The 24,024-nt window shown below is 67.5% G+C and carries 22 protein-coding genes; 8 read left to right on the top strand and 14 right to left on the bottom strand.

All coding sequences use genetic code 11. The features are described 5' to 3' along the window. Window positions 1-69: 69 nt before the first annotated feature. Window positions 70-1,239, bottom strand: coding sequence for an NO-inducible flavohemoprotein (hmpA, locus tag QMX82_RS17915; protein ID WP_208693303.1), 1,170 nt, complete (start codon window positions 1,237-1,239; stop codon window positions 70-72). A 131-nt stretch (window positions 1,240-1,370) separates the two neighbouring features. Between hmpA and norR the strand changes: the two genes are divergently transcribed. Continuing rightward, entirely contained in the window at window positions 1,371-2,909 is a 1,539-nt protein-coding gene (norR, locus tag QMX82_RS17910) for a nitric oxide reductase transcriptional regulator NorR (RefSeq protein WP_282286058.1), read from the top strand. Between the two features lie 3 nt (window positions 2,910-2,912). Here the strand turns inward: norR and choX are convergent, their stop codons facing one another. Together choX and betC are read right to left on the bottom strand one after the other, a co-directional pair. Further along, window positions 2,913-3,830, bottom strand: a complete 918-nt coding sequence (gene choX, locus QMX82_RS17905; protein WP_282286056.1) for a choline ABC transporter substrate-binding protein — start codon at window positions 3,828-3,830, stop codon at window positions 2,913-2,915. A gap of 21 nt (window positions 3,831-3,851) precedes the next feature. After that, a complete protein-coding gene (gene betC / locus QMX82_RS17900; RefSeq protein ID WP_208694877.1) occupies window positions 3,852-5,351 on the bottom strand; it encodes a choline-sulfatase in 1,500 nt (499 codons plus the stop codon). Window positions 5,352-5,468: 117 nt separating this feature from the next. Between betC and QMX82_RS17895 the strand changes: the two genes are divergently transcribed. Continuing rightward, on the top strand, window positions 5,469-6,455 hold the full coding sequence (locus QMX82_RS17895) for a choline sulfate utilization transcriptional regulator (protein ID WP_208693306.1): 987 nt from the start codon (window positions 5,469-5,471) through the stop codon (window positions 6,453-6,455). A gap of 7 nt (window positions 6,456-6,462) precedes the next feature. On the opposite strand, the gene gloA2 is transcribed toward QMX82_RS17895, so the two are convergent. The 5 genes from gloA2 to prlC all read right to left on the bottom strand — a co-directional run bounded on the left by gloA2 (window position 6,463) and on the right by prlC (window position 11,470). After that, entirely contained in the window at window positions 6,463-6,852 is a 390-nt protein-coding gene (gene gloA2 / locus QMX82_RS17890; RefSeq protein WP_282286052.1) for an SMU1112c/YaeR family gloxylase I-like metalloprotein, read from the bottom strand. Further along, window positions 6,852-8,018: a lactonase family protein gene (locus tag QMX82_RS17885; protein ID WP_208693308.1), complete on the bottom strand. Its 1,167-nt coding sequence runs from the start codon at window positions 8,016-8,018 to the stop codon at window positions 6,852-6,854. The genes gloA2 and QMX82_RS17885 overlap by 1 nt, the downstream gene beginning before the upstream one ends. Before the next feature lie 262 nt (window positions 8,019-8,280). Further along, window positions 8,281-8,739 carry an anti-virulence regulator CigR family protein gene (locus tag QMX82_RS17880; protein WP_282286051.1) on the bottom strand — a complete coding sequence of 153 codons (459 nt, stop codon included), beginning with the start codon at window positions 8,737-8,739 and terminating at the stop codon, window positions 8,281-8,283. Window positions 8,740-9,104: 365 nt separating this feature from the next. Then, window positions 9,105-9,377, bottom strand: coding sequence for a YheV family putative zinc ribbon protein (locus QMX82_RS17875; protein ID WP_158890069.1), 273 nt, complete (start codon window positions 9,375-9,377; stop codon window positions 9,105-9,107). Next, window positions 9,374-11,470, bottom strand: a complete 2,097-nt coding sequence (gene prlC / locus QMX82_RS17870; RefSeq protein WP_208693309.1) for an oligopeptidase A — start codon at window positions 11,468-11,470, stop codon at window positions 9,374-9,376. The genes QMX82_RS17875 and prlC overlap by 4 nt, the downstream gene beginning before the upstream one ends. 44 nt (window positions 11,471-11,514) lie before the next feature. On the opposite strand from prlC, the gene QMX82_RS17865 reads away from it, so the two are divergent. Then, window positions 11,515-12,066 (top strand): gamma carbonic anhydrase family protein, encoded by a 552-nt coding sequence (locus QMX82_RS17865; RefSeq protein ID WP_208693310.1) that lies wholly within the window; start codon window positions 11,515-11,517, stop codon window positions 12,064-12,066. A 605-nt stretch (window positions 12,067-12,671) separates the two neighbouring features. On the opposite strand, the gene QMX82_RS17860 is transcribed toward QMX82_RS17865, so the two are convergent. Further along, complete coding sequence (locus tag QMX82_RS17860; protein WP_282286084.1) at window positions 12,672-12,950, bottom strand: MerR family DNA-binding protein; 279 nt, start codon at window positions 12,948-12,950, stop codon at window positions 12,672-12,674. A gap of 120 nt (window positions 12,951-13,070) precedes the next feature. On the opposite strand from QMX82_RS17860, the gene QMX82_RS17855 reads away from it, so the two are divergent. After that, the gene (locus QMX82_RS17855; RefSeq protein ID WP_282286047.1) at window positions 13,071-13,214 is read left to right on the top strand and encodes a hypothetical protein; all 144 of its coding nucleotides are present in this window, start codon (window positions 13,071-13,073) and stop codon (window positions 13,212-13,214) included. A gap of 190 nt (window positions 13,215-13,404) precedes the next feature. Here the strand turns inward: QMX82_RS17855 and aroE are convergent, their stop codons facing one another. Next, window positions 13,405-14,220, bottom strand: coding sequence for a shikimate dehydrogenase (gene aroE / locus QMX82_RS17850; RefSeq protein ID WP_282286045.1), 816 nt, complete (start codon window positions 14,218-14,220; stop codon window positions 13,405-13,407). Between the two features lie 5 nt (window positions 14,221-14,225). Further along, window positions 14,226-15,155, bottom strand: a complete 930-nt coding sequence (gene hemF / locus QMX82_RS17845; protein ID WP_187980769.1) for an oxygen-dependent coproporphyrinogen oxidase — start codon at window positions 15,153-15,155, stop codon at window positions 14,226-14,228. A gap of 143 nt (window positions 15,156-15,298) precedes the next feature. Here hemF and QMX82_RS17840 point away from each other — a divergent pair, with 143 nt between their 5' ends. Further along, the gene (locus tag QMX82_RS17840; protein WP_208693312.1) at window positions 15,299-16,276 is read left to right on the top strand and encodes an NADPH:quinone reductase; all 978 of its coding nucleotides are present in this window, start codon (window positions 15,299-15,301) and stop codon (window positions 16,274-16,276) included. A gap of 157 nt (window positions 16,277-16,433) precedes the next feature. Further along, complete coding sequence (locus tag QMX82_RS17835; protein ID WP_282286042.1) at window positions 16,434-19,817, top strand: PAS domain S-box protein; 3,384 nt, start codon at window positions 16,434-16,436, stop codon at window positions 19,815-19,817. Between the two features lie 8 nt (window positions 19,818-19,825). Here QMX82_RS17835 and QMX82_RS17830 read toward each other — a convergent pair whose 3' ends face one another. The 3 genes from QMX82_RS17830 to QMX82_RS17820 all read right to left on the bottom strand — a co-directional run bounded on the left by QMX82_RS17830 (window position 19,826) and on the right by QMX82_RS17820 (window position 22,618). Then, on the bottom strand, window positions 19,826-20,380 hold the full coding sequence (locus tag QMX82_RS17830) for an L-threonylcarbamoyladenylate synthase (protein WP_208693314.1): 555 nt from the start codon (window positions 20,378-20,380) through the stop codon (window positions 19,826-19,828). Between the two features lie 64 nt (window positions 20,381-20,444). Next, on the bottom strand, window positions 20,445-21,530 hold the full coding sequence (gene dprA / locus QMX82_RS17825; RefSeq protein ID WP_282286040.1) for a DNA-processing protein DprA: 1,086 nt from the start codon (window positions 21,528-21,530) through the stop codon (window positions 20,445-20,447). A 56-nt stretch (window positions 21,531-21,586) separates the two neighbouring features. Further along, entirely contained in the window at window positions 21,587-22,618 is a 1,032-nt protein-coding gene (locus QMX82_RS17820; protein WP_133860238.1) for a LysM peptidoglycan-binding domain-containing protein, read from the bottom strand. A gap of 229 nt (window positions 22,619-22,847) precedes the next feature. Here QMX82_RS17820 and def point away from each other — a divergent pair, with 229 nt between their 5' ends. Both def and fmt read left to right on the top strand, forming a co-directional pair. Continuing rightward, window positions 22,848-23,354, top strand: a complete 507-nt coding sequence (def, locus tag QMX82_RS17815; RefSeq protein ID WP_007160149.1) for a peptide deformylase — start codon at window positions 22,848-22,850, stop codon at window positions 23,352-23,354. A gap of 58 nt (window positions 23,355-23,412) precedes the next feature. Next, window positions 23,413-24,024: methionyl-tRNA formyltransferase (gene fmt / locus QMX82_RS17810; RefSeq protein ID WP_282286036.1), on the top strand; the 612-nt coding region annotated here is incomplete at its 3' end.

The following is a 24,024-nucleotide window of genomic DNA, read 5'->3' as shown; positions in this document are numbered from 1 at the left end:
CCGCTCCAGGGCGGCACCCTGGTTGTCCAAGAAACGCCCACTATCGCCAGACAGTGGGCGTTTCTGCTTTCAGAGATCCGTGGCGGGACCAAAGAACTCGTGACGGATCTGCTGCTCCGGCACCCCTAGTTCCAGCAGATCGCGCCGTACCTGGGCCATGAAGGGCTGCGGGCCGAGGACGTAGGCGTCCAAGTCGCGATCCTTGGGCAACCAGCGCTGCAGGCGCGCCCGGTCCAGCCGCGAAGCGTAGGCCTCTTCCGCCACCGGCTCGCTGTAGCAGAAGTACAGCTGCAATTGCGGATGGTGGGCGGCCTGCTCTTCAAGCCAGTGACCGAAGGCCTGCACTCCGACGTGACGGGTGCAGTGGATCAGCTGGATCGGCCGCCCGCTGGGCAAGGCCGCCGACACCATGGGCAGCAACGGCGTGATGCCGACCCCGCCGGCGATCAGCAGCAGCGGCCGGGTGGAATCCTGCAGGACGAATTCGCCGGCCGGTGCGAAGACCTGCAGCACGCTGCCTTCATGGGCATCGGTGTGCAGGAAGCGCGAGACCACCCCACCCGGCTGATGCTTGACGCTGATCCGGTAGCCACGGCCATCGCTGGCCGCCGAGATCGAGTAGTTGCGCCGGTATTCCACCCCATCGAGGATCAGACTCAGCCCCAGGTACTGGCCGGGCTGGGCGATGCTGGTGGGCAGGCCGTCCACCGGCTCCAGGTAGAAGGAGCTGATCTCTTCGCTTTCCGGCTCGATCCGGGCGATGCGGAACGGCCGCCCGCCACGCCAGCCACCGGGGGCCTCGGCCTGGGCGGCATAGCGTTGTTCCTCGGCGCCGATCAGCAGATTGGCCAGTTGGCCATAGGCGGCGGCCCAGGCGTCGATCACGGCATCGGTAGCCACCTCGGCACCCAGCACTTCGCGGATGCTCTGCAGCAGGGCGATGCCCACCAGGGGATAGTGATCCGGCTGCACCTGCAGCGAGACGTGCTTGTTGACGATCTGCTCCACCAGCGGTCCCAGGGTGTCCAGCCGGTCGATGTAGCGGGCATACATGAGTACCGCCCGGGCCAGCGCCCGCGCCTGGGCACCACTGGCCTGGTGGGCGCCGTTGAACAGCGGGCGGATCTCGGGGTTGTCGCCGAGCAACTTGTCGTAGAAATGCCGGGTCAGGGCTTCACCGCCGGTCTCCAGCAGGGGGACGGTGGCCTTGATGATGGCTTTTTGGTCTGATGACAGCATGGCAGGGATCTCCAAACAGGACTGCCCTGGCCGTATCACGAGTCGTGCCAACCAAAAAACTGCGCTAGATCAGTCTTTTATCCGGGGACCTGGTCATAATGACCAGGTCCCTATGACTCGCCGAGGTCAAATTGACCCGTACCACCCTGCTCGAAGCCATGGTGCCCCTGGTGGCGGATCTGGCCCGCGACCTGCCCGATCAGCAGCGCTATGCCAACCTGCTTGACGCCCTGCGCCAGGTCCTGCCCTTCGATGCGGTAGCCCTCTTGCGCCTGGATGGCGAGGTGCTGGTACCCCTGGCGGTGCGCGGGCTCGCGGCCGACACCCTGGGCCGCCGCTTCAAGGTTGGCGAGCACCCGCGCCTGGCGCTGCTGCTGGCGAGTCGCGCGCCCACCCGCTTCGCCCTCGATTGCGACCTGCCCGATCCCTACGATGGGCTGGTGGAAGGCGTGCAGGGGCATCTGGAGGTCCACGACTGCCTGGGCTGTCCACTCTATGTACAGGACCAGCTCTGGGGCCTGCTGACCCTGGATTCGCTGCAGGCGCAGAACGCCCAGCCCGAGGATCTCACCACCCTGGCCGCCTTTGCCGGGCTGGCCGCCGCCACCGTGGCCGCCGCCGAGCGCATCGGCCAGCTCTCCGCGCGTATCGTCAGCGAGCACGAGCTGACCGTGGCCTATCAGCAATCGGTGGGGCACCAGCGGCCTCGCGAACTCATCGGCCAGAGTCCGGCCAGCCTGCGCCTGCGCCGGGAGATCGAGACCGTGGCGGCCAGCGATCTGACCGTGCTCATCACCGGCGAGACCGGGGTCGGCAAGGAGCTGGTCGCCGAAGCCGTGCATGCCCGCTCCCTGCGCCAGCAGCGGCCACTGATCAGCCTCAACTGTGCGGCCCTGCCCGAGGCGCTGGTGGAAAGCGAACTCTTCGGCCATGTGCGCGGTGCCTTTTCCGGGGCCGTCAGCGAACGCCGCGGGCGCTTCGAACTGGCCGATGGCGGCACCCTGTTTCTCGACGAAGTCGGCGAATTGCCACTGACGGTGCAGGCCAAGCTGCTGCGGGTGCTGCAGAGCGGCCAGTTGCAGCGGCTGGGCTCGGATCGCGATCTCAAGGTGGACGTGCGCATCATCGCCGCCACCAATCGCGACCTGGCCGACTGCGTGCGTGCCGGGCGCTTTCGTGCCGATCTCTACCATCGCCTGAGCGTCTATCCGCTGGCCGTGCCGGCTATGCGCGAGCGTGGTCGCGACGTCCTGCTACTGGCCGGTTTCTACCTGGAGCAAAATCGTGCCCGCCTGGGCCTGCGCGGCCTCCGCTTGACCCCCGCGGCGCAACGGACCCTGCTGGCCTACGACTGGCCGGGCAACGTGCGCGAGCTCTCTCACCTCATCAGCCGGGCGGCGCTCAAGGCCCATGCCGGCAGCGAGGAACGCGGCGGCATCCTGACCCTGGACAGCGATCAGCTCGGCCTGCCGCTGGGCAGCACGGCCCTGCCCGACGAGGATCCCGCCCTGCCCGCCGCCTCCCTGCGCGAAGCCACGGAGGCCTTCCAGCGCCAGACCATTACCCTGGCGCTGGAACAACACGGCCAGAACTGGACCCTGGCCGCCGCCGCCCTCGATCTGGACCGCGCCAACCTCGCCCGCCTGGCGCGGCGGCTCGGGCTCAAATAGCGGTCAGAGCGCTTTCTGTACCGCCGGCAGGCCGGGCTGGCCGTCGCGGGTGGTGACCCCCTGCAGCCAGGGCTCCAGCACCTGGGGATGGGCCTTGAGCCAGGCCTTGGCGGCGGCGTCGTAGCTGCCGCCCTTGTCCCGCGCGGCGCTCATGACAGCGTTTTCTATGTCCAAGGTGAACTTCATGTTGGTCAGCAGGCGGGCCGGATTGGGGCACTGCTCGGCGTAGCCCTTGCGCGTCAAGGTGTTCACCGTGCCGGCGGTACCGAAATACTTGTCGCCCCCGGTCAGGTACTTGATCGGGTAGTCGACGTTCATGGGGTGCGGCGTCCAGCCGAGGAAGACCACCCACTTGTCGCGCTTCACCGCCCGCCCGACCTGGGACAACATGGCCTGCTCGCTGGATTCCACCAGTTGCCAGCCGCCCAGGCCGAATTCGTTGTCCTGGATGATCTTCTGCAGCGACTGGTTGGCCGGCGCGCCGGCGCCGATGCCATAGATCTTCTTGCCGAACTGGTCGGCGTGCTTGGCCAGGTCGTCGAAGCTCTTCACCCCGCCTTCCCAGACATAGGTGGGCACCGCCAGGGTGAATTCGGTCCCGACCAGATTCTGCGCCAGCTCGGTGACCTGCCCGGTCTTCACGAACTGGTCGTAGTGCGCCTGCTGCGCCGGCATCCAGTTGCCGAGGAAGGCATCCACCTGCCCGTTGCGCATGCCGCCGTAGATGATCGGCACCGCCAGGGTCTCGACCTTGCCGGTATAGCCCAGCGCGCCGAGGATCGCGCCGGTGAGGGCGTTGGTGGCGGCGATGTCGCTCCAGCCCGGATCGGCCAGGCGAACCGTTGCGCAGGCCTGGTCCTCGGCCTGGGCCGACAGACTGACCAGGGCCAGCGTGAAGGTAGCGATGATTCCGTGTTTCATGGCCGTGCTCCAGTTAGCGGTTCAGGGTTGAGGATAGCGGGCGCGACGCTCCAGGTCGTCGAGGTCGATGTGATTGCGCATGTATTGCTGGCTGGCATCGACGAAGGGCTGGTGATCCCAGCTGGTCCGCTCGCCCTGCTCCAGGGCCGCCGCGACGAAGCGTCGCCGCCGCTGGCTGGCCAGCACCTCGCCATGCAGACGCGCCAGATCCCAGCGCTGGCGGACCTCGGCCTGGAAGCTGGCGAGCAGCTCGGCATAGTCGGGGCTGGCGGCCAGGTTTTCGCGCTCCAGCGGATCGTTCTGCAGATCGAACAGCAGCGGCGGATCCAGTTCGCAGTGGATGTACTTGTAGGCGCCGCGACGGATCATCAGCAGCGGGCTGACGGTGCCCTCGGCCAGGTATTCGCCTATCACCTCGTCGTGCCCTGCCCGGCCTTCCAGGTGCGGCAGCAGCGAACGACCGTCCAGCGGCAACTCGTCCGGCAACTGGCCGCCGGCCAGCTCGACGAAGGTCGGCAACAGGTCCATGGTCGACACCGAGGCCTGCACCCGCGCCGGGGCGAAGCGGCCGGGCGCATGGATCAGCAGCGGTACCCGCGCGGCCATCTCGAACCAGTGCATCTTGTACCAGAGTCCGCGCTCGCCGAGCATGTCGCCATGGTCGCCGGAAAAGACGATCACCGTATCGTCGGCCAGACCGCATTCTTCCAGGGTCTTGAGCAGGTGGCCGACCTGGGCGTCGACATAGCTGCAGGCACCGTAGTAGGCCTGGCGGGCATCACGGATCTTGGCCTCGGGCAGCGGCTTGTCCCACAGATCGATCACCTTGAGCAGGCGCTGGCTGTGGGGATCCTGCTCGGCCTGGGGAATGGCCCCTTCCGGCAGCGGGATGTCGACCTCGTTGTACAGGTCCCAGAATTCGCGGGGAATGGTGTAGGGGTCGTGCGGGTGGGTCAGGGACACGGTCAGGCAGAACGGCTGGTCATCGCCGCGACGCACGTGATCGTAGAGGTACTGACGCGCCTTGAAGACCACCTCTTCGTCGAAATCCAGCTGGTTGGTGCGCACGCAGGGCCCGGCCTGCAGCACCGAGGACATGTTGTGGTACCAGCTCGGGCGCACGTCCGCCGCGTCCCAGTTCACCGCCCAGCCGTAGTCGGCGGGATAGATGTCGCTGGTCAGGCGCTCTTCGTAGCCGTGCAACTGGTCCGGTCCGCAGAAGTGCATCTTGCCCGACAGCGCCGTGCGATAGCCCAGGCGCCGCAGGTGGTGGGCATAGGTGGGAATGTCGGCGGCTAAATCGGCGGCGTTGTCGTAGCCGCCGATCTTCGACGGTAGCTGGCCGCTCACCAGGGTGAAGCGCGAGGGCGCGCACAGCGGGCTGTTGCAATAGGCGGAATCGAACACCACGGCGCGCTCGGCCAGGCGTTGCAGATTCGGCAGCTTGATCGGCGAGGCGGGGTCGTACAGCGGCAGGATGGGCGCCGCCATCTGGTCGGCCATGAGAAAGAGGATGTTCATCGGCTTGGACAAGAGCGCCTCCGCTAGGATCAGGGTTGCTTATGGTTGACCCATCATCCAATGCCAACAAATCTGCGTGAAGGCCATCCGGGGTGATGTTTCGGATAAGCTGGGCTTATGTCTGATCACCAGGGAAACGCTCTCTTGGACGCCACTACTCCTGCCGACCGCCCTGCCCTGGCGCTGGACAGCCTGCGCACCTTCGAGGTGGTGGCGCGTCGCCTGAGCTTTACCGCGGCCGCCAGCGAACTGGGTACTACCCAGCCGGCTATCAGTCAGCAGATCAAGCGCCTGGAGGCCCAGCTGCAGGTGCGGCTGTTCGATCGGGTCCACCGCGGCATCCTGCTCACCGAGGCCGGACAGCTGCTGCAGGAGTACGTCGAAGCCGGCCTCGCCACCCTGGACGAGGGGGTACGCCTGGTCACCGCCCGGCCTGCCCATGAAGTCCTGCAGGTGGCCACCGACTTCGCCTTCGCCGCCTATTGGCTGTTGCCGCGCCTGCCGCGTTTCCATGCCCGCCATCCAGAGCTGGACGTCAGCCTGGTTACCAGCGACCGGGTGCCGCTGCCCGGCCCGGAGATCGACATCACCCTGGGCTTCGGCGACGGCCGCTTCAAGCATGGCGAAGCCTGGCCGCTGTTTCGCGAAGAGGTCTTTCCGGTGTGCAGTCCGCGCCTGCTCCAGGGCCGGCAGCCGCCGCTGCCCGCCATGGAGCTGGGGCGCTGGCCGCTGCTGCATCTCAAGGCGGCGCCCAACAGCCGCTGGTACGACTGGAAGACCCTGCTGCCGGCGCTGGACCTGGCGTCCCTGCCCGCGGCGCCGTCCGGCGCGGTGCTGAGCTTCGACAACTACACCCTGGTGATCCAGGCGGCCATCGCCGGCCAGGGCCTGGCGATCGGCTGGCGCCACCTGGTGGACGATCTGTTGCGGCAGGAGCTGCTCTGTCGCCCCTTCGCCGGGCTGGCCACCTCGCGCTATGGCTATTACGCCATCCTGCCCGAGCGCAAGCGGCGCCAGCGGCTGGTGCAGCGCTTTCTCGACTGGCTGCTGGAAGAGCTGGAGCGGCCACGCGAGTCCCTAGCTGGCGCACGGCTGGCGACCTGAGCTGAACTCAGCGCTCGTAGACTTCCAGTGGCAGATCGTCCGGATCGGCGAAAAAGGTGAATCTCCTGCCGGTCAGCTCGTCGGTGCGGATCGGCTCGGTGACCACGCCATGGCCCTGCAGGTGGGCGACGGTGGCGTCCAGATCGGCCACGGCAAAGGCTAGGTGGCGCAGTCCCTGGGCCTCCGGGCGCGACGGCCTGGGCGGGGCATCGGGAAAGGAGAACAGCTCCAGCTGGGCATGCGCGCCCACTGCCAGATCCAGCTTCCAGGAGCGCCGGGCCTCGCGATAGGTCTCGGCGATCACCGGCAACCCGAGGATCTCGGTATAGAAGTGCCGGGAGCGTTCATAGTCGGCGCAGATCAGCGCCACGTGGTGCAGACGGTCGAAGTGGGTCATCAGGGTACCGCGACGAATTTGAGGTCGGACGGGGCGCCGACATCCAGGCTCTGCAGTTCATCGCCGAGCTTGCCGCTGTCGGGATCCCGGGCGAAGACCTTGAGCTGGTTGGATTTCTGGTTGGCCACCAGCAGGTACCGCCCGGACGGATCGATGGCGAATTCTCGCGGCGACAGGCCGTTGACCGGATGGCGCTCGACAAAGGTCAGGGTGCCATCGGGATTCACCGCGAACACCGCCAGCTGGTTGTCGGTGCCACGGCTGGCGACATAGAGGAAGCGCCCGTCGCCGGACAGGTGCAGCGCACCGGCATCCCGCTCGCCGGTGAATTCCTGGGGCGTCAGGCTGTAGCTCTGCAACTGCCGCAGCATGCCGTCCTGGTGGGCGAAGGCCATCACCTGTCCGGCCAGCTCCAGGGTCAGGTAGGCGTAGCGGCCATCGGCGCTGAACACCAGGTGGCGCGGCCCGCTGCCTTCCGGCACCGGCACGAAGGGCGTCTCGGCGGCCACCAGCGGCCGTTCCGGCTGCTGCGGCAGATAGCGATAGACGAATACCTTGTCGGCGCCCAGATCCGGGGCGAAGACGAAGCGGCCATCCGGGGTCGTCACCGCCGCGTGCACGTGGCTGGACTGCTGGCGCGGGTGCTGTTCGCTGGGCTGGTGGAATTCGATCTGCGCCACCGGGCTGAGCACGCCGCCGTCCTGGATCGGCAGCACCGCCAGGGAGCCTTCCGGCAGGCTGGAGTAGTTGGCCACGAACAGGAACTTGCCGTCGGTGCTGAGGCTGGAGTGGGTCGGCTCGTCGCCCAGGCTCTTGACCTGGCTGACCTGCTGCAGGCGGCCGTTGCCGGGTTCGAAGCGATAGGAGGTGACCCGTCCGATGCTGTCGCCGCTCGAACCCCGGCCATTCTCGTTGACGGCGAACAGGGTCCGGCCATCCCGCGACAGGGTCAGAAACGAGGGGTTGGACGCCTTGACGATACGCAGCGGGCCATCGATCTGACCATTGCGGCTGTTGAAGCGATAGACATACAGCCCCTGGCTGCTGCCCGCGGTGTAGCTGCCGACCAGCAGATTGAACAGACCGGGTTCGGCGCGGGCCGGGGCGTTGTGCCCCACGAGCAGGGCGAACAGGGCCAGCGGCAGCAGACGGGGCAGAGCTCTCATGGGAAATCCTTGGCGAGCGGTGGGCGTTGAGACCGATGCGGAGCGGCCCGGTTTCCCTACCGTCTGGAGGCGGAAGGCGGCCGCGCGCGGCGGCTATTCTACTGAAATCCGGGCTGGCACTGTGCCAGAGGCCTTTCGCCATTTATCGCCTGCGCCAGTGCGCTGGCGGTCTACGTCGGGGCAACCGGCGCAAGGAGGCCGCGCCAGAGCCTGCGGTGAACTCGGCACTGTCCGAGGGCTGCCGGTAAAAGAATTGGTCAGGCTAGTCCAGCACGCCCTGCAGAATGGCGTAGACGAGCCCGGTGCCCACGGCAACCAGCACCATGTCGGTCCCCAGGCGGCGCCATTCGTAGCCCGGATAATCCGGCAGCTGGCGGGCGATATCCGGCGGCAGCGGTCGGCCATACCCGGGAGACAAAGGGTGCCCGCGCTCCAGACGCAGTCCTGGCGGCAGGTCGCCACCGCGACCGATCTGGCCGCGCAGTGCCTGGATGCGCTGCCGCGCCGGTCCCAGATCCGGCGGTCCACCCGCGGCCGGTCCGGCACCCGGGCGACCCTGGCCACGCGACCCGGGCCCTGGTCCCTGGCCATGGGGGCCACCCTGTTCCTGCCAGCCCGGTCCTTGCGGACCCTTGGGCCCGCCAGGCCCGTGATCCGGAGGCGCGGCCAGGGCCAGATTGCCGATCAGACAGAGGGCTGCAGTGGAAAGAAGGGTACGCATCGGCGGCTTCCTCATAGAAGACGATGGCAGCGAATATCCACTTGGAGTCTGGTTACTGAAAAAGACTCCCGGGTCATTCCCGGACGCACAGCCTGTGGATAAATCGGGGATAAAAGCGGTATAACTCCACGAGAAATCTCCAAAGCCCGTTAGGGTCCAAATAAAAGTCCTTTATTATCAATGAGTTAAAAAGATGGTCGGCTGGCTATCGAATCCGCTTTTTGTGGATAAAGCCTGGGACCCCCCTATGCTGAGGCCCGTTTTCGCCTGCACTCAAGCCGTGCGCGGATCGATTTTCCCCAGCCTGGAAACGGAAAAGCCGCGCCTGAATGACCGGGCGCGGCTTTTCTGAAGGTCGCCTTTCGCTATTCCGGCTTCTTCAGCTTGGGATTGGGAAAGAACTGCACGGCCTGCACCTTGGGATCGGGCTTCTTGGGTTTCAGCGCACTGATGTTGACCCGCGTCGGCAATTCCTTGGGGACCGAATTGCCGCGCTCGTCCAGGGTGTCGCTGTAGCCGCAGGAGACGCACTCGCGGTTGGGCGTGCCGTCCTGGGTCCACATCTTCAGGGTGTCCTGCGCCTGGCACGCCGGGCAGACCGCCCCGGCGATGAACCTCTTGCGGATCGGCTCGCTCACGCCGCCTCCTCGCTCAGCCCGGAATGGCGGAGCAGGGCGTCGATGCTGGGTTCGCGGCCGCGGAAGTCGACGAACAGCACCATGGGCGCCTGGGAGCCGCCGCGGGCCAGGATGGCTTCACGGAAGGCCCGACCGGTTTGCGGATTGAAGACGCCTTCTTCCTCGAACTTGGCGAAGGCATCGGCGGACAGCACCTCGGCCCACTTGTAGCTGTAGTAACCCGCGGCATAACCGCCGGCGAAGATGTGCGCGAAGCTGTTGGGGAAGCGGTTGTAGGCGGGCGGCCGTACCACGGAGATCTCGTCGCGGATGCCTTCCAGCACCTCGCGCACACTGCGACCATCCCCGTGGCTGGCGTGCAATTCGAAGTCGAACAGCGAGAATTCCAGCTGGCGCAGCATCATCAGGCCGGACTGGAAGTTCTTCGCCGCCAGCATCTTGTCCAGCAGCTCTTGGGGCAGCGGCTCGCCAGTCTCGTAGTGACCGGAGATCAGCGCCAGACCCTCGGGCTCCCAGCACCAGTTCTCCATGAACTGGCTGGGCAGCTCCACCGCATCCCAGGCCACGCCGTTGATGCCGGAGACGCTGGCGTGCTCGACGCGGGTCAGCAGGTGATGCAGGCCGTGGCCGAATTCGTGGAAGAGGGTGGTCACCTCGTCATGGGTGAGCAGCGCCGGCTGGCCGGGGCTGGCCGGGGTGAAGTTGCAGACCAGGTAGGCCACCGGATCGATCAGCCGGCCCTGGGCATCGCGCCGCTTGTCGCGGGCACCGTCCATCCAGGCGCCACCACGCTTGTTGGCGCGGGCATAGAGATCGAAGTAGAAGCGGCCGATGGAGGTGCCGTTTTCCTTGATCTCGAACAGGCGCACGTCCGGATGCCATTTCTCGAAGTCGCGCAACTCGGCGATCTCGATGCCATAGAGCTTCTGCACCGTGGCGAACAGACCAGAGAGCACCTTGTCCACCGGGAACCAGGCGCGGACCTCTTCCTGGGACAGCGCATAGCGCTGCTGGCGCAGCTTTTCGGCGAAGTAGCCGGTGTCCCAGCTCTGCAGATCCTGCACGCCCTGTTCGGCGGCGAAGGCGCGCAGTTCTTCCAGGTCGCGCTGGGCGAAGGGCTTGGAGCGCACGGCGAGGTCGCGCAGGAAACCCAGCACCTGGTCGCTGCTCTCGGCCATCTTGGTGGCCAGCGACAGCTCGGCATAGTTGGCATAGCCCAGCAGGCGGGCCAGTTCCTGGCGCAGGTCGAGCAATTCCTCCATCACCGGGCCGTTGTCGAACTGGCCGGCGTTGGGGCCCTGCTCGGAAGCGCGGGTGGCGTAGGCGGCATAGACCTCTTCACGCAGGGCGCGGTCATCGGCGTAGGTCATCACCGCGTAGTAGCTGGGGAATTCCAGGGTCACCAGCCAACCGTCCAGCTCCTTGGCCTGGGCAGCGGCCTGCAGCTGGGCCTTGGCCGACTCGGGCAGGCCGGCGAGGGCGGCTGGATCGGTGAGGTGCTTGGTCCAGGCCTGCGTCGCGTCGAGCAACTGGTTGGAGAACTTGCTGCCCAGCTCGGACTTGCGCGCCTGGATGGCGGCATAGCGCTGCTGCTCGGCCGGCGGCAGGTCGATGCCGGACAGACGGAAATCACGCAGGGCGTGTTCCAGAGTGGTCTTCTGGCCGGCGTCGAAGCCCTTGGCTTCTTCGCTCTCGGCCAGGCGGCTGTAGGCCTGGAAGAGGTCCTTGTTCTGGCCGATCTCGGTGGAGTAGGCCGACAGCTTGGGCAGGCAGGCCTCGTAGGCGGCGCGCAGCTCGGCGCTGTTGCACACGGCATTGAGGTGGCCGATGGGGCTCCAGGCCTGACCCAGCCGATCGTTCAGCTCGTCCATCGGCAGCACCAGGCCGGCCCAGGTGGGGTGTTCCTTCTGCGTCTCCAGCAACTTGGCCAGGGCAGCACGGTTCTCGGCCAGGACGGTGTCGATGGCCGGCTCGACGTGCTCGGGCTTGATGGCGGAAAAGGGCGGCAGGTCGTAGGACTGAAGCAGCGGATTGCTGGCGCTCACGGCGTTCCCCTCGGGGCGATGGCTTTGACAGTTATATATGGAGCCCATCCTAATAGGTCTCAAGACCCTTCCGACGAGAAAAGGTATCTATCGTGACCATAAGGACCTTCCAGGGTAAGACCCCGCACCTGGGCGAACGCGCCTTCGTCGACGCCACCGCCGTGGTGATCGGTGATGTCGAGCTCGGCGCAGACAGCTCGATATGGCCGCTGACGGTGATCCGCGGCGACATGCATCGCATCCGCATCGGCGCGCGCACCAGCATCCAGGACGGCAGCGTGCTGCACATCACCCACGCCGGCCCCTTCAATCCGGACGGCTATCCCTTGCTGATCGGCAGCGACGTTACCGTCGGCCACCAGGTGACCCTGCACGGCTGCACGATTGGCGACCGGGTGCTGGTGGGCATGGGCAGCATCGTCATGGACGGCGCCGTGGTGGAGGATGAGGTGGTGATCGGCGCCGGCAGCCTGGTCCCGCCAGGCAAGCGGCTGGAAGGCGGCCACCTCTACGTCGGCCGCCCGGTCAAGCAGATCCGCCCGCTGGAGGAGAAGGAGCGCGCCTTCTTCACCTATAGCGCCGGCAACTACGTGAAGCTCAAGGACCAGCATCTGGCCGAGGGCTATGGGGAGGAGGGGGCCTAGCGTAGACGACTAGGCGTCCGCATTCGTTGGCTTCGGAGACAAAGCCGCCTCAGCCCGCAGAGCGAGCGCCGTAGCGTGGAAAACGGCGCCGCCTTTTCCACAGGTGACTTCGTGGCGCGAGGCTCGCCCTCACCCCAACCCTCTCCCAAGGGGAGAGGGAGCTATCCGAGTAGCCTTAAGAGCCGTAGCGTGGAAAACGGCGCAGCCTTTTCCACAGGTGACTTCATGGCGCGGGGGCACGCCCTCACCCCAACCCTCTTCCAAGGGGAGAGGGAGCTATCCGAGTAGCCTTAAGAGCCGTAGCGTGGAAAACGGCGCAGCCTTTTCCACAGGTGACTTCGTGGCGCGAGGCTCGCCCTCACCAACCCTCTCCCAAGGGGAGAGGGGGCTATCCGAGTAGCCTGCAGAGCCGTAGCGTGGAAAACGAGGCAGCCTTTTCCACAGGTGACTTCGTGGCGTGAGGCTCGCCCTCACCCCAACCCTCTCCCAAAGGGAGAGGGTGCTATCAGAGCGGGAGGGGTCATCTCCAGCCTCTCCTACCCGATCGCAATAAGCTGTTGTAACCCCGCGCGTAGGAGCGGTCGCGTCGCATCGGCCGCGATCTGCTACCCCCGCAGCGGACAGGCTTCTCCCAGCCTTGCCTGGAGCACCCCACGCAACGCCTGCAATTCGTCGATGCGCGCCTCGATGACCCTGAGCTTGTCGCGCAGCAGCTCCTGCAGATAGGCATCCGGATCAGCGGCGCGCTCGACGTCCTCCAGGTTGGCGGCGATTTCCTGCAGGCTGAAACCCAGCCGCTGGGCGGTACGAATGTAGCCCAGCCATTCCACGGCGTCAGGCGGATAGTCGCGATAGCCATTGGCCTGCCGCCGGGCCTGGAGCAGCCCCTGGCGGGGTTCCCGCCGGAAGCCCTGCTGCTGGGCAATCTGCTGGGCTCCCAGGTGTGCGTCTGGTCTGTGCTGCGCCTGGTGCGGCCTTCGCTGCTGCTGGGACGCTAAGACGCCGTGGCCAGGGCCCTGTTCGCCCTCTGGCAGGCCTGGGCGCTGTACCAGGGCGCCAGTCCCTTGCTGGCAATGTTCCTGGTAATCGAAATCGGCTTCGGCGTCGCCCAGGCGTGGCCGGTGTCTCTGTCCTCGCTGACGGGCTGACCGCGGTTCGTTGGGCTTCGGCGCTGGAGCCGCCTCAACCCAATCTACGTTTGATCGCGGCTATCGCGGCCATGGGCCGCTCCTACAGGCTCCAACGCAACTGTAAGAGCGGCCGCAACAGCGGACCGCCATGGGCCGCGATGGTCGTAGGTTGGCGCTGAGCGCAGCGAAGCCCAACAGCGTCGCGGAACTAACCCAGCTGCCGCCGCAACTCCGCCAGCACTGGAGCACCGTCGGGACGCACACCGCGCCAGAGTTCGAAGGCCTCGGCGGCCTGTTCCACCAGCATGCCCAGGCCGTCCAGGGTGTGGAAGGCACCCTCGTCCTGCGCCCAGCGGTTGAAGGGCGTGAGGTCCTTGCCGTACATCATGTCGTAGGTCACCGTCTGCGGGCCGATGACCGCCTCCGACAGGGGCGGGCGACCGCCACCGAGACTGGCCGAGGTGCCGTTGATGATGACGTCGAAGGGCTCTCTCAGGGTGGAGAAGGCGGCCACCTCGATGGCCCCCAGCTCGGCGAACTCCCGCGCCAGTTGCACCGCCTTGAGTTCGGTGCGATTGGCCAGCACCAGTTGTCCGGGGTTGCAGGCCAGCAGCGGCTCCAGCACGCCGCGTACGGCGCCGCCGGCGCCCAGCACCAGGACGCGCTGGCCGGCCAGCTGCAGACCGGCGTTGACCGTGAGATCCCGGACCAGGCCGGCGCCGTCGGTGTTGTCGCCGAGCAGGCGACCATTGGCCTGGCGCTTGAGGGTGTTCACCGCCCCGGCTCGCCGCGCACGCGGGGTGAGTTCATCGCACAGCTGGTAGGCCTCTTCCTTGAAGGGCACCGTGACATTGGCGCCCAGGCCGCTCTGGAAGAAGCTGCGGGCACTTTCGCTGAAGCCGTCCAGTGGCGCCAGCAGCGTCCCGTAGTGCAGGCGTTGGCCGGTCTGGTCGGCGAACAGGCTGTGGATCAGCGGCGACTTGCTGTGGGCGATGGGATTGCCGAAGACGGCGTAGCGATCCATGGTCTCTATCCTGCGGGCGTCGGGGCGAGCGCGAGCCAGTCGCGGTCGGTGAGAAAGAAGTCGGTCAGGCGGGCTTCCGGCGAGCCGGGCACGGGTTTCCAGTCATAGCCCCAGCGCACCTCGGGTGGCAGCGACATGAGGATGGACTCGGTGCGCCCGCCGGATTGCAGGCCAAACAGGGTGCCGCGGTCATAGACCAGGTTGAATTCCACGTAGCGGCCGCGGCGATAGGCCTGGAATTCCCGCTCGGCCTGACCGTAGGGCTGGTCGCGGCGGCGCTGGACGATGGGCAGATAGGCGTCGACGAAGGCATCGCCGATGGCGCGCTGGAAGGCGAAGCAGGTGTCGAAGTCCCAGTCGTTCAGGTCGTCGAAGAACAGGCCGCCGATGCCGCGCGGCTCGCCCCGGTGCTTGAGGTGGAAATAGCGGTCGCACCAGGCCTTGTAACGCGGATAGACGTCGGCGCCGAAGGGCGCGCAGGCGTCATGGCAGACCTGGTGCCAGTGCACGCAGTCGGCCTCGTTGCCGTAGTAGGGGGTGAGGTCGAGACCGCCACCGAACCACCAGACCGGCGCCTCGCCGGGCTTCTCGGCGAGAAAGAAGCGCACATTGGCGTGAGCCGTGGGGATATGGGGATTGCGCGGGTGCATGACCAGGGAGACGCCCATGGCTTCGAAGCTGCGCCCGGCCAGTTCCGGGCGATGGGCGCTGGCCGAGGGCGGCAGGCTGTCGCCATGCACATGGGAGAAGTTCACGCCGCCCTTTTCCAGCAGGGCGCCGTCGGCAATCACCCGGGTGCGGCCACCACCGCCGGTCGGCCGGGTCCAGGCGTCTTCGGCGAAAGCTGCGCTGCCATCCTCGGCTTCCAGTGCGGCGCAGATGCGCTCCTGCAGATCGAGCAGATAGGCCTTGACGGCCTCCAGGGAGGGATTCATCGCAAGGATTTCCACAACAGGCGGGGAGGGCGCAGAGCATAACACCCGTATCCGACCGGTTGACGTGGCCCGCGGTTGCGGCTTGGATGAAGGCTCACCCCAAGAGAGCCCGGCCAAGGGCTCCAACCAGGAGACACACAAGCATGGCCCAGCGCATCCAGTTCAGCCGCACCGGTGGTCCCGAAGTACTCGAACTTGTGGATTTCGAACCCGCCGCGCCCGGCCCCGACGAGGTGCAGGTGCGCAACCACGCCATCGGCCTCAACTTCATCGAGACCTATTACCGCAGCGGCCTCTATCCGCCGCCGGCGCTGCCCTCGGGCCTGGGCACCGAGGGTGCCGGGGTGGTGGAGGCGGTCGGCAGCGCCGTCACCCGCTTCAAGGCTGGCGATCGCGTGGCCTATGCCACCGGGCCGCTGGGCGCCTATGCCGAGGTCCATGTACTGCCCGAGCGGCATCTGGTGCACCTGCCGGAGGCGATCTCCTTCGAACAGGGCGCCGCGGTCATGCTCAAGGGGCTGACCGTGCAATACCTGCTGCGCCAGACCTATCCGCTGCAGGCCGGCGACACCGTGCTGTTCCATGCCGCGGCCGGGGGCGTCGGCTCCCTGGCCTGCCAGTGGGCCAAGGCCTTGGGCGTGCGCCTGATCGGCACCGCCGGCTCCCCGGAAAAGCTGGAAAAGGCCAAGGCACTGGGCGCCTGGGCGGTGATCGACTACCGCCAGGAAGACGTCCCGGCGCGGGTCCGCGAATTGACCGGGGGCGCCAAGGTGCCGGTGGTCTACGACGGCGTCGGCAAGGACACCTGGGAGATGTCGCTGGACTGCCTGGCCCCGCGCGGTCTCATGGTCAGCTTCGGCAACGCCTCCGGCGCGGTCACCGGGGTCAATCTGGGCATTCTCTCGCAGAAGGGCTCGCTCTATGTGACCCGGCCGACCCTGGCCACCTACGCCGCCTCCCCGGAAGCCCTGCAGGACATGGCCGATCAGCTGTTCGAGCTGATCAGCGATGGCCGCATCCAGGTGGACATCGGCCGACGCTATCCACTGGCCGAGGTGCAGGAGGCACATCGGGCGCTGTCAGGTCGCGAGACCAGCGGCTCGACCATCCTGCTGCCCTGAGGCACGGCACCCGCGCGCCTAGCCGGGAAATCGTGACAGCCATTAAGTTTCCCGCAGCCAGGCGGCACGACGGGGTTAAACGCCGGTCTATCTCGGACAGTCAGGTCGCCTCGGCCTCGACGTTCTTTCCAGAATCGGCCGGATCGCTGCCCCTGTCATGCCTATCTCCAGCCCCATCGCCAGCCTGCTCGATACCGCCACGGACACGGCGCTGATCACCCTGACCGCCGAAGGGCGGATCGGGCAGTGGTGCCCGAACGTCGCCCGGCTGCTGGGCTGGACGGCGCAGGACTGGCTCGGTGAATCCATCGTCGGTCTGCTGCTTCCGGAGCCACTGGCCGACGGCTGGCTGACCGCCCTCGAACGCTGCCAGACTCAGGGTCTGCGCCACCGCGACGGTCACCTGGTACGCCTCGACCTGCACTTGGTGCCGCTGCGCCGGGCCGAGGTCGCCGTGGGCTGGTTGCTGCACGTCTGGCAGGCTCCGGCGAGCCGTGCCCGCTTCGCCGCCCGGCGCAGCGCCGAGCGGGAGTTGCCGCAACGCCTGCAGGCGCTTGGCGAATGGTCGCGACGCCTCAGCGGCGCGGCGGATCTGGCGGCGCTGCGCCTGTGCGCCACCCAGGCCCTGCGGGACCTGGCCGACGATCCCCAGGCGCGGCTGCTGTCCGTGGCCGAGGCGGGCAGTCCGCCGGTGGGTGAATTGCTCATCCCATTCGGTCCTGCCACTCAGCCCCTGGGCTACCTGCAACCGGGCGACGCCGTCGACGCGGACACCCGGCTGTTGCTGGATCAATTGGCCCTGCTGCTGGGCGCTTTGCTCATGCGGCAGCAGACCCAGGACCAGGTCCGCCACCTCGAACGGCGGTTGTCGCTGGAGCAGGGGTTGCTGGCCAGCGTGCTGCAGCAGGCGCCCCTGGGCATCTCCATCACCGAAGCCGGCAGCGAAGAATCGGTGATGCTCAATGACCGCGTCGACATCCTCCTGGGCAAGCGCCCGGCCGGTGAGACGCTGGACGAGCGCTATGGCGCCATCGGCGCCCTGCACGCCAATGGCCAACCCTATGCGGTGGACGACTATCCCACGGTACGAGTCCTGCGCAGTGGCAAGGCGGTGGCGCCCGAATTGATGCGCTATCGGCGCCCTGACGGCAGTATTCGGCTGCTGGAGGTCTCCAGCGCCCCGGTTCGGTCGGCCAGCGGCGAGGTGATCGCCTCGGTCACCCTGTTCGACGATGTCCAGCAGCGGGTCGATGCGGAAAATGCCCTGCGCGAACACAGTGCGCGCCTGGCCAGCCTGATCAATCAGGCGGCGGTCGGCATCTGCCAGACCGACGCCTGCGGGCGCATCCTACTCGCCAATCGCCGCTATTGCGAAATGCTCGATCGCAACGAGGTCGGGGTGCTGGAACAGAGCCTGCAGGCCCAGACCCATCCCGAAGACCGGGCCATCCTGGAGCGCCATCTCGACACCCTGCGCGAGCGCGGCGACAGCTTCAAGCTGGACCAGCGCTTCCTGCGTCCGGATGGCTCGGTGGTCTGGGTCAGCCTGCACGGCTCGCCGCTGCAGTCGGAGGTCGGCCAGGCGCTGTCGGTGAGTCTGGTGGTGGTGGATCTCACCCAGCGCAAGCAAGCCGAAGCCGCCTTGCACCTGTCCAACCAGCGCTTTCGCAATGCCGTGGAGGCGGTGCAGGGAGTGGTCTGGACCAGCAACGCCCAGGGCCATCTGCTCGGCGAACAACTCGCCTGGAGCACCCTGACCGGGCAGAGCTATGCCCAGTATCAGCAGGACGGCTGGGCCGATGCCCTGCACCCCGAGGATGCCCCCCGCACCCTGCGGCGCTGGCGCCTGGCGGTGCAGCAGCAGGTGGACTTCCACGACGAACACCGCTTGCGCTGTCGCGATGGTCAATGGCGCACCTTCAGCGTGCGCGCCCTGCCAGTGCGCGAAAACGGTGTGGTCTGCGAATGGGTGGGCGTACACACCGACGTCAGCGAGATCCGCATGGCCGAGCACCGCCTGCGGCGCCTGGCCGAACTGCTGGAACAACGCGTCCACGAACGCACCGTCGAGCGTGACCGCATGTGGCGGGTGGCCGACGACCTGCTCGGCGTCATCCAGGGGCAACGCTGGCTCAGCCGCAATCCCGCCTGGGGCCGCACCCTGGGCTGGGACGACGAAGAAATGCGCCATCAACCGCCGACCTCCTTGGAGCACCCGGACGATCCGCCCGTGTTTCCGCGCCTGGCCGCCCTGCGCCACGGCGAGGTGCTCAGCGATCTGCCCGGGCGCCTGCGCACCCGCGACGGTCACTGGCGCCACATGATGTGGAAGGCCACCGCCGATCACGACGGACGCATCTATGTCTTCGGTCGCGACGTCACCGTCGAGCACGACGCCGCCCTGGCCCTGCAGAACGCCGAAGCCGCGCTGCGCCAGGCGCAGAAGATGGAAGCCATCGGGCATCTCACCGGGGGCATCGCCCATGACTTCAACAATCTGCTCACCGGCATCAGCGGCTCCCTGGAATTGCTGCGCCGACGCCTGGACCAGGGGCGCCACGACAACCTGCAGCGCTACCTGGACACCGCCGAGCAATCCGCCACCCGCGCCGCTGCCCTGACCCATCGCCTGCTGGCCTTCGCCCGCCGGCAGACGCTGGATCCACGGCCGGTAAACGTCAATGAGCTGATCCTGTCCCTGGAAGAACTCTTCCAGCGCACCCTGGGCGAACGCATCAGCCTGCGCAGCAGCCTCGCGCTGCAGTTGCCACCGGCGCGCACCGACACCAACCAGCTGGAGAACGCCCTGCTGAATCTGGTGATCAATGCTCGCGATGCCCTGCCCGAAGGCGGTCAGCTGACCCTGGAAACCGCCCTCGATCACCTCACCGACCTGGCCGCCGAGCATGACCTGCCGCCGGGTGATTATGTACGCCTGACCATCGCCGACACCGGCAGCGGCATGCCGGCCGAGGTGGTGGATCGCGCCTTCGATCCCTTCTTCACCACCAAACCCATTGGCCAGGGCACCGGTCTGGGTCTGTCGATGCTCTATGGCTTCATCAAGCAGTCGGGTGGCCATGTGACCCTGGAGAGCGAATTGGGCAGTGGCACCCGCGTCAGCCTCTGGCTGCCCTGTGCCCCGCCCGAGCGGCCGGCGGCGAGCGACACGCCCCAGCCGGCCATCGCCCAGAGTCGAGGCGAACGCCTGCTGCTGGTGGAAGACGATGTTTCGGTGCGACTGCTGCTACGCGAGATGCTCACCGAGCTGGGCTATCGCGTGCGCACCGCCGCCAGTGCCTCGGCGGCGCTCACCCTGGTCGACGGCGATCTGCCCTGTGACCTGCTGATCACCGATCTCGGCCTGCCGGATCTCGACGGCGCCGAGCTGGCAGGGCGCCTGCGCGAGCGCTGGCCGGAGCTGCCGGTGCTGTTCGTCAGCGGTCATGCCGAGCGGCCGACCCCGAATGGCGAGCTCTCGCTGGCCAAGCCGTTCCAGATCGATGCGCTGGCGCGGTTGCTGCGCCAACTGCTCGACTGACCTAGGGCCTAGGGCCGGAAGACCTTGCCGGTCACCAAGTCGCGAATCACGCTGGGATTCTTGCGCCCGCCCAGTTCGCCCACGAGGATGCCGTCCAGGTTATCGGGAAAGTACTGCTGGACCCGCAGCCGGGTGCGCGCGGCCGGGCGCCCGGCGGGATTGGCCGAGGTGGAGATCAGCGGCCCGGTCAGGGCGCAGAGTTCGCCCACCAGGGGATGCTCGGAAACCCGCAGCGCCACGGTGGCGTGGGCGCCGGTGACCCAGCCGGGCAGGCGATTGTGGTGCGGCACCAGCCAGGTGTTGGGGCCCGGCCAGGTGCTGGCCAGCTTGGCCAGGGAGGCCTCCGGCAGATCGTGGAGCAGGAAGTCGAACTGGCGAATGGTGTCGGCCACCAGGATCAGGCCCTTTTCCATCGGCCGCCCCTTGAGCATCAGCAGGCGATAGACCGCGGCCTGATCCCAGGGATCGCAGCCCAGGCCCCAGACGGCCTCGGTGGGGTAGGCCAGGACGCCCCCCTCGCGCACGATTCGCGCCGCCTGCCGCACTCGCCAGCTGTTATGCATCGCCTAGCCTCCGCCAAATCCCTGAAGTCTACCCGAGCGCGCTGCCGATGCCAGTCATCCGCCGCTAGCCGAGCCGACTCCAGCTGCCCTGCTGCGCCACCACCTGGCCGTCCAGCTCCAGCTCGGTCAGCTGGACCAGGACCTCCGGCAGCGACAGGCCGCAGAGCCGCGCCAGCTCTTCGCTGTTGAGCGGTCCGGCGGTCAGATGGCGCAGCAGGGGATGATCCTCGCCCGCCGCGGCCGCGACGACCGGGGCCAGGCTGCGCCAGCCCTGCAGGGCGTCAAGGATGTGTTCCACGCTCTCCACCAGTTGCGCGCCCTCGCGAATCAGCTGATGACAGCCACGGGCCCCGGGATGATGGATGGAGCCGGGCAGGGCGAACACCTCGCGGCCCTGCTCGGCGGCCAGTCGCGCGGTGATCAGCGAACCGCTGGAGGGGCTGGCCTCCACCACCAGGGTACCCAGACTGAGACCGCTGATGATCCGGTTGCGCCGCGGGAAGTTGGCCGCCTGGGGCGTGCAGTCCAGCGGCAATTCCGAGACCAGCGCGCCACCCTCGGCCAGCAGGCGCCGGGCGAGACCCAGGTGCCGGCGCGGATAGAGCTGCCGCAAGCCGGTGCCCAGCACGGCGACCGTGCCGCCGCCGGCCTCCAGGGCGCCCTGATGCGCCGCGCCATCGATGCCCAGCGCCAGGCCACTGGTGATGCAGAAGCCGGCTGCGGCCAGGCTGTGGGCGAACCGCCGGGCATTGTCCAGCCCCTGGGCACTGGCCTGGCGACTGCCGACCAGGGCCAGCTGCGGCCGTTCGAGCAACTCGACCTGTCCTTCGACAAACAGCAGCGGCGGTGGATCGGCGATCTCGGCCAGCAACGCCGGATAGCGCTCGTCACCCAGGCAGAGCAGGTGGCGTTCGGGACCGTCCAGCCAGGCCAGGGCCTGATCGACCCGTTCGCGGGTCGCCGGGCTGCGGCGGGCATCCGCGGCCACTGCCGGCAGGCGCAGGGCGCGCCAGGCCGAAGCGGGGGCGCTGAGCGCCGCGGCGGCACTGCCAAAGGCATCCAGCAGCAGGCGCTGGCGCACCGCGCCGAGTTCCGGCAGGGCATGCAGGCGGAGCCGGGCGTCCAGCTCGGCAGGGGAGAAGCTGGCCATGGTGTCATCCTTGAGGGGTGGCCGGTCGCCGTCCTGGCGACCCGAAGGGGGTGGGGTTAGGGGTTGCGCACCTTGTCCATGATTTCCAGCTGGCGGGTGGCGGTCAGGATCAGGCCGTAGCTGATCTTGTCGTAGGTGCGAAAGACCATCAGCAGGCCGGCACGCTCGTCGGGGATCTTCACCAGCTCGCCGGTGATGCGATCGCGCACCGTCTCGCCGGTCTTGTTGACCGCCAGCACATTGCCTTCGGTCAGGCCATCACGGGTGCCCTTGTTCAGGGTCACCACATCGAACTGGCCGACCTGGGTGACGCCACGGGGCACGTCGAGGATCAGGCCGCTGATGTCACGCGCCGGCGCGCTGGGCATGAAGGTGGAATTCACCAGCCGCTCCTCGGTGGGGAACAGCCGGTCGCCCAGGCGGACCTCCTGGGTGGTGCGGGTCAGCCGCAGGGTGGCGATGTCGCCTTCCTGGGTAACCAGATCGGCGCTGCCGATGAAGTCGCCGTTGATGCCGAGGAAGGCACCGGTCTTGGGATCGACATAGGTCTTGCCCTGGCGATAGATGCCATAGGCCGAGACGCCCGGCTGCAACTTGCCGCGCACATAGATGCGATCGCCAGCGCCGCTCACCACCCGCTCGGCGTTACCGGCCACCACATAGGGCGCCGCCTGGAACTGTTCGGCCGAATCGATGGCGCGATTCTGCAGCAGGAAGCTGTTGACCGCCTCCAGCGGAATGGCCGGGATGGCTTCGGCGATGGGCGTGCTGCGCACCGTGGGCGACAGCTTGACCGTGCCGCGCGAGGCGCCGCGGTTGAGCTGCAGGCGCGGCTGGCCGTCGACATAGCTCAGCACCAGGGTATCGCCGGGATAGATGAGGTGGGGATTCTTGATCTGCGGATTGGCCTGCCAGATCTCCGGCCATTCCCAGGGTTTGCTGAGGAATCTGGCGGAGATATCCCAGAGGGTATCGCCGCGGACCACGGTGTAGCTTTCCGGGTGATCCTGTCGCAGGGTGACCGCCGCATACGCCGACTGCAGGGCGCCCGCTGCAACCAGCGCCAGGGCGAACAAAGATTTCCTCATGCGTCGAATCCCTTTACACTTAGCTTTGAAGAACCGTCTTCACGCAAACGTCGGGGAATCGCCCCAGTTGTGCCCTGATCGCCACCTTTGTCGGCACCGGGCGGCCCAGGCGCCCATCCCCGTCGACCGACATCATCCACCTTTCGGGACCAGCCCGAGCGGGGTGGAGACAACGCTGCGGCATCTTAGCAGCGCCCCTTGACTGTATTCCACAAGTGCCCTCAACGCCATGGCGATCCTAGACATCCTCGAATTCCCCGATCCCCGCCTGCGCACCGTCGCCAAGCCCATCGACACGGTGGACGACGCCCTGCGCCAGACCATCGACGACATGTTCGAGACCATGTACGAAGCGCCCGGCATCGGTCTGGCCGCCACCCAGGTCAACGTCCATCGCCGCCTGGTGGTGATCGACGTCAGCGAAGACAAGAGCGAGCCGCTGGTCTTCATCAATCCCGAGGCCGAGCCGCTCACCCAGGAACTGGGCGAGTACCAGGAAGGCTGCCTGTCGATCCCCGGTTTCTACGAAAAGGTCTGCCGCCCCGAGCGCGTCCGGGTCAAGGCCCTGGACCGCGACGGCAAGCCCTTCGAGCTGGAGTGCGACGGCCTGCTGGCGGTATGCATCCAGCACGAGATCGATCACCTCGACGGCAAGCTGTTCGTCGACTATCTATCGCCGCTCAAGCGCGATCGCATCAAGAAGAAGCTCGAAAAGCAGCAGCGCCACAAGGCCTGATCGCCCTGGCGGACGGCGTCATCGGCGTCCGCCGCTCGCCCTTTCCGCCAGGTCCGCCATGTCCAGATCCCTTCGCCTCGTCTTCGCCGGAACCCCGGAATTCGCCGCCGTGCACCTGCAGGCGCTGATCGACGCCGGTTATCCCATCGCCGCCGTCTACACCCAGCCGGATCGCCCCGCCGGGCGTGGCCAGAAACTGGCCATGAGTCCGGTCAAGCAGCTGGCGCTGAGCCACGGCATCCCCGTGCAGCAGCCGCCGACCCTGCGCGATCCCGCCGCCCAGGCCACCCTGGCGGCGCTGGAACCCGATCTGCTGGTGGTGGTGGCCTACGGCCTGATCCTGCCCCAGGTGGTGCTCGACATCCCGCGTCTGGGCTGCATCAACAGCCATGCCTCGCTGCTGCCGCGCTGGCGCGGCGCGGCGCCCATCCAGCGCGCCCTGGAGGCCGGCGATGCCGAGTCCGGGGTCACCGTGATGCGCATGGAAGCCGGTCTGGATACCGGCCCGATGCTGAGCAAGGTGACCACGCCGCTGACCGCCACGGACACCGGAGGCAGCCTGCACGATCGCCTGGCCGCCCTGGGCGCCGCCGCCGTGGTCCAGGCCCTGCCGGGCCTGGCCGCCGGCCGTCTGCCGGGCGAGGTGCAGGACGCCAGCCTGGCCCCCAAC

The organism is Pseudomonas sp. PS02302 (genome assembly GCF_029959585.1).
Taxonomy (GTDB): domain Bacteria; phylum Pseudomonadota; class Gammaproteobacteria; order Pseudomonadales; family Pseudomonadaceae; genus Chryseomonas; species Chryseomonas aestiva.
The sequence above is the reverse complement of the archived record's forward strand: the minus strand, read 5'-3'. Positions and strand labels throughout refer to the sequence as shown.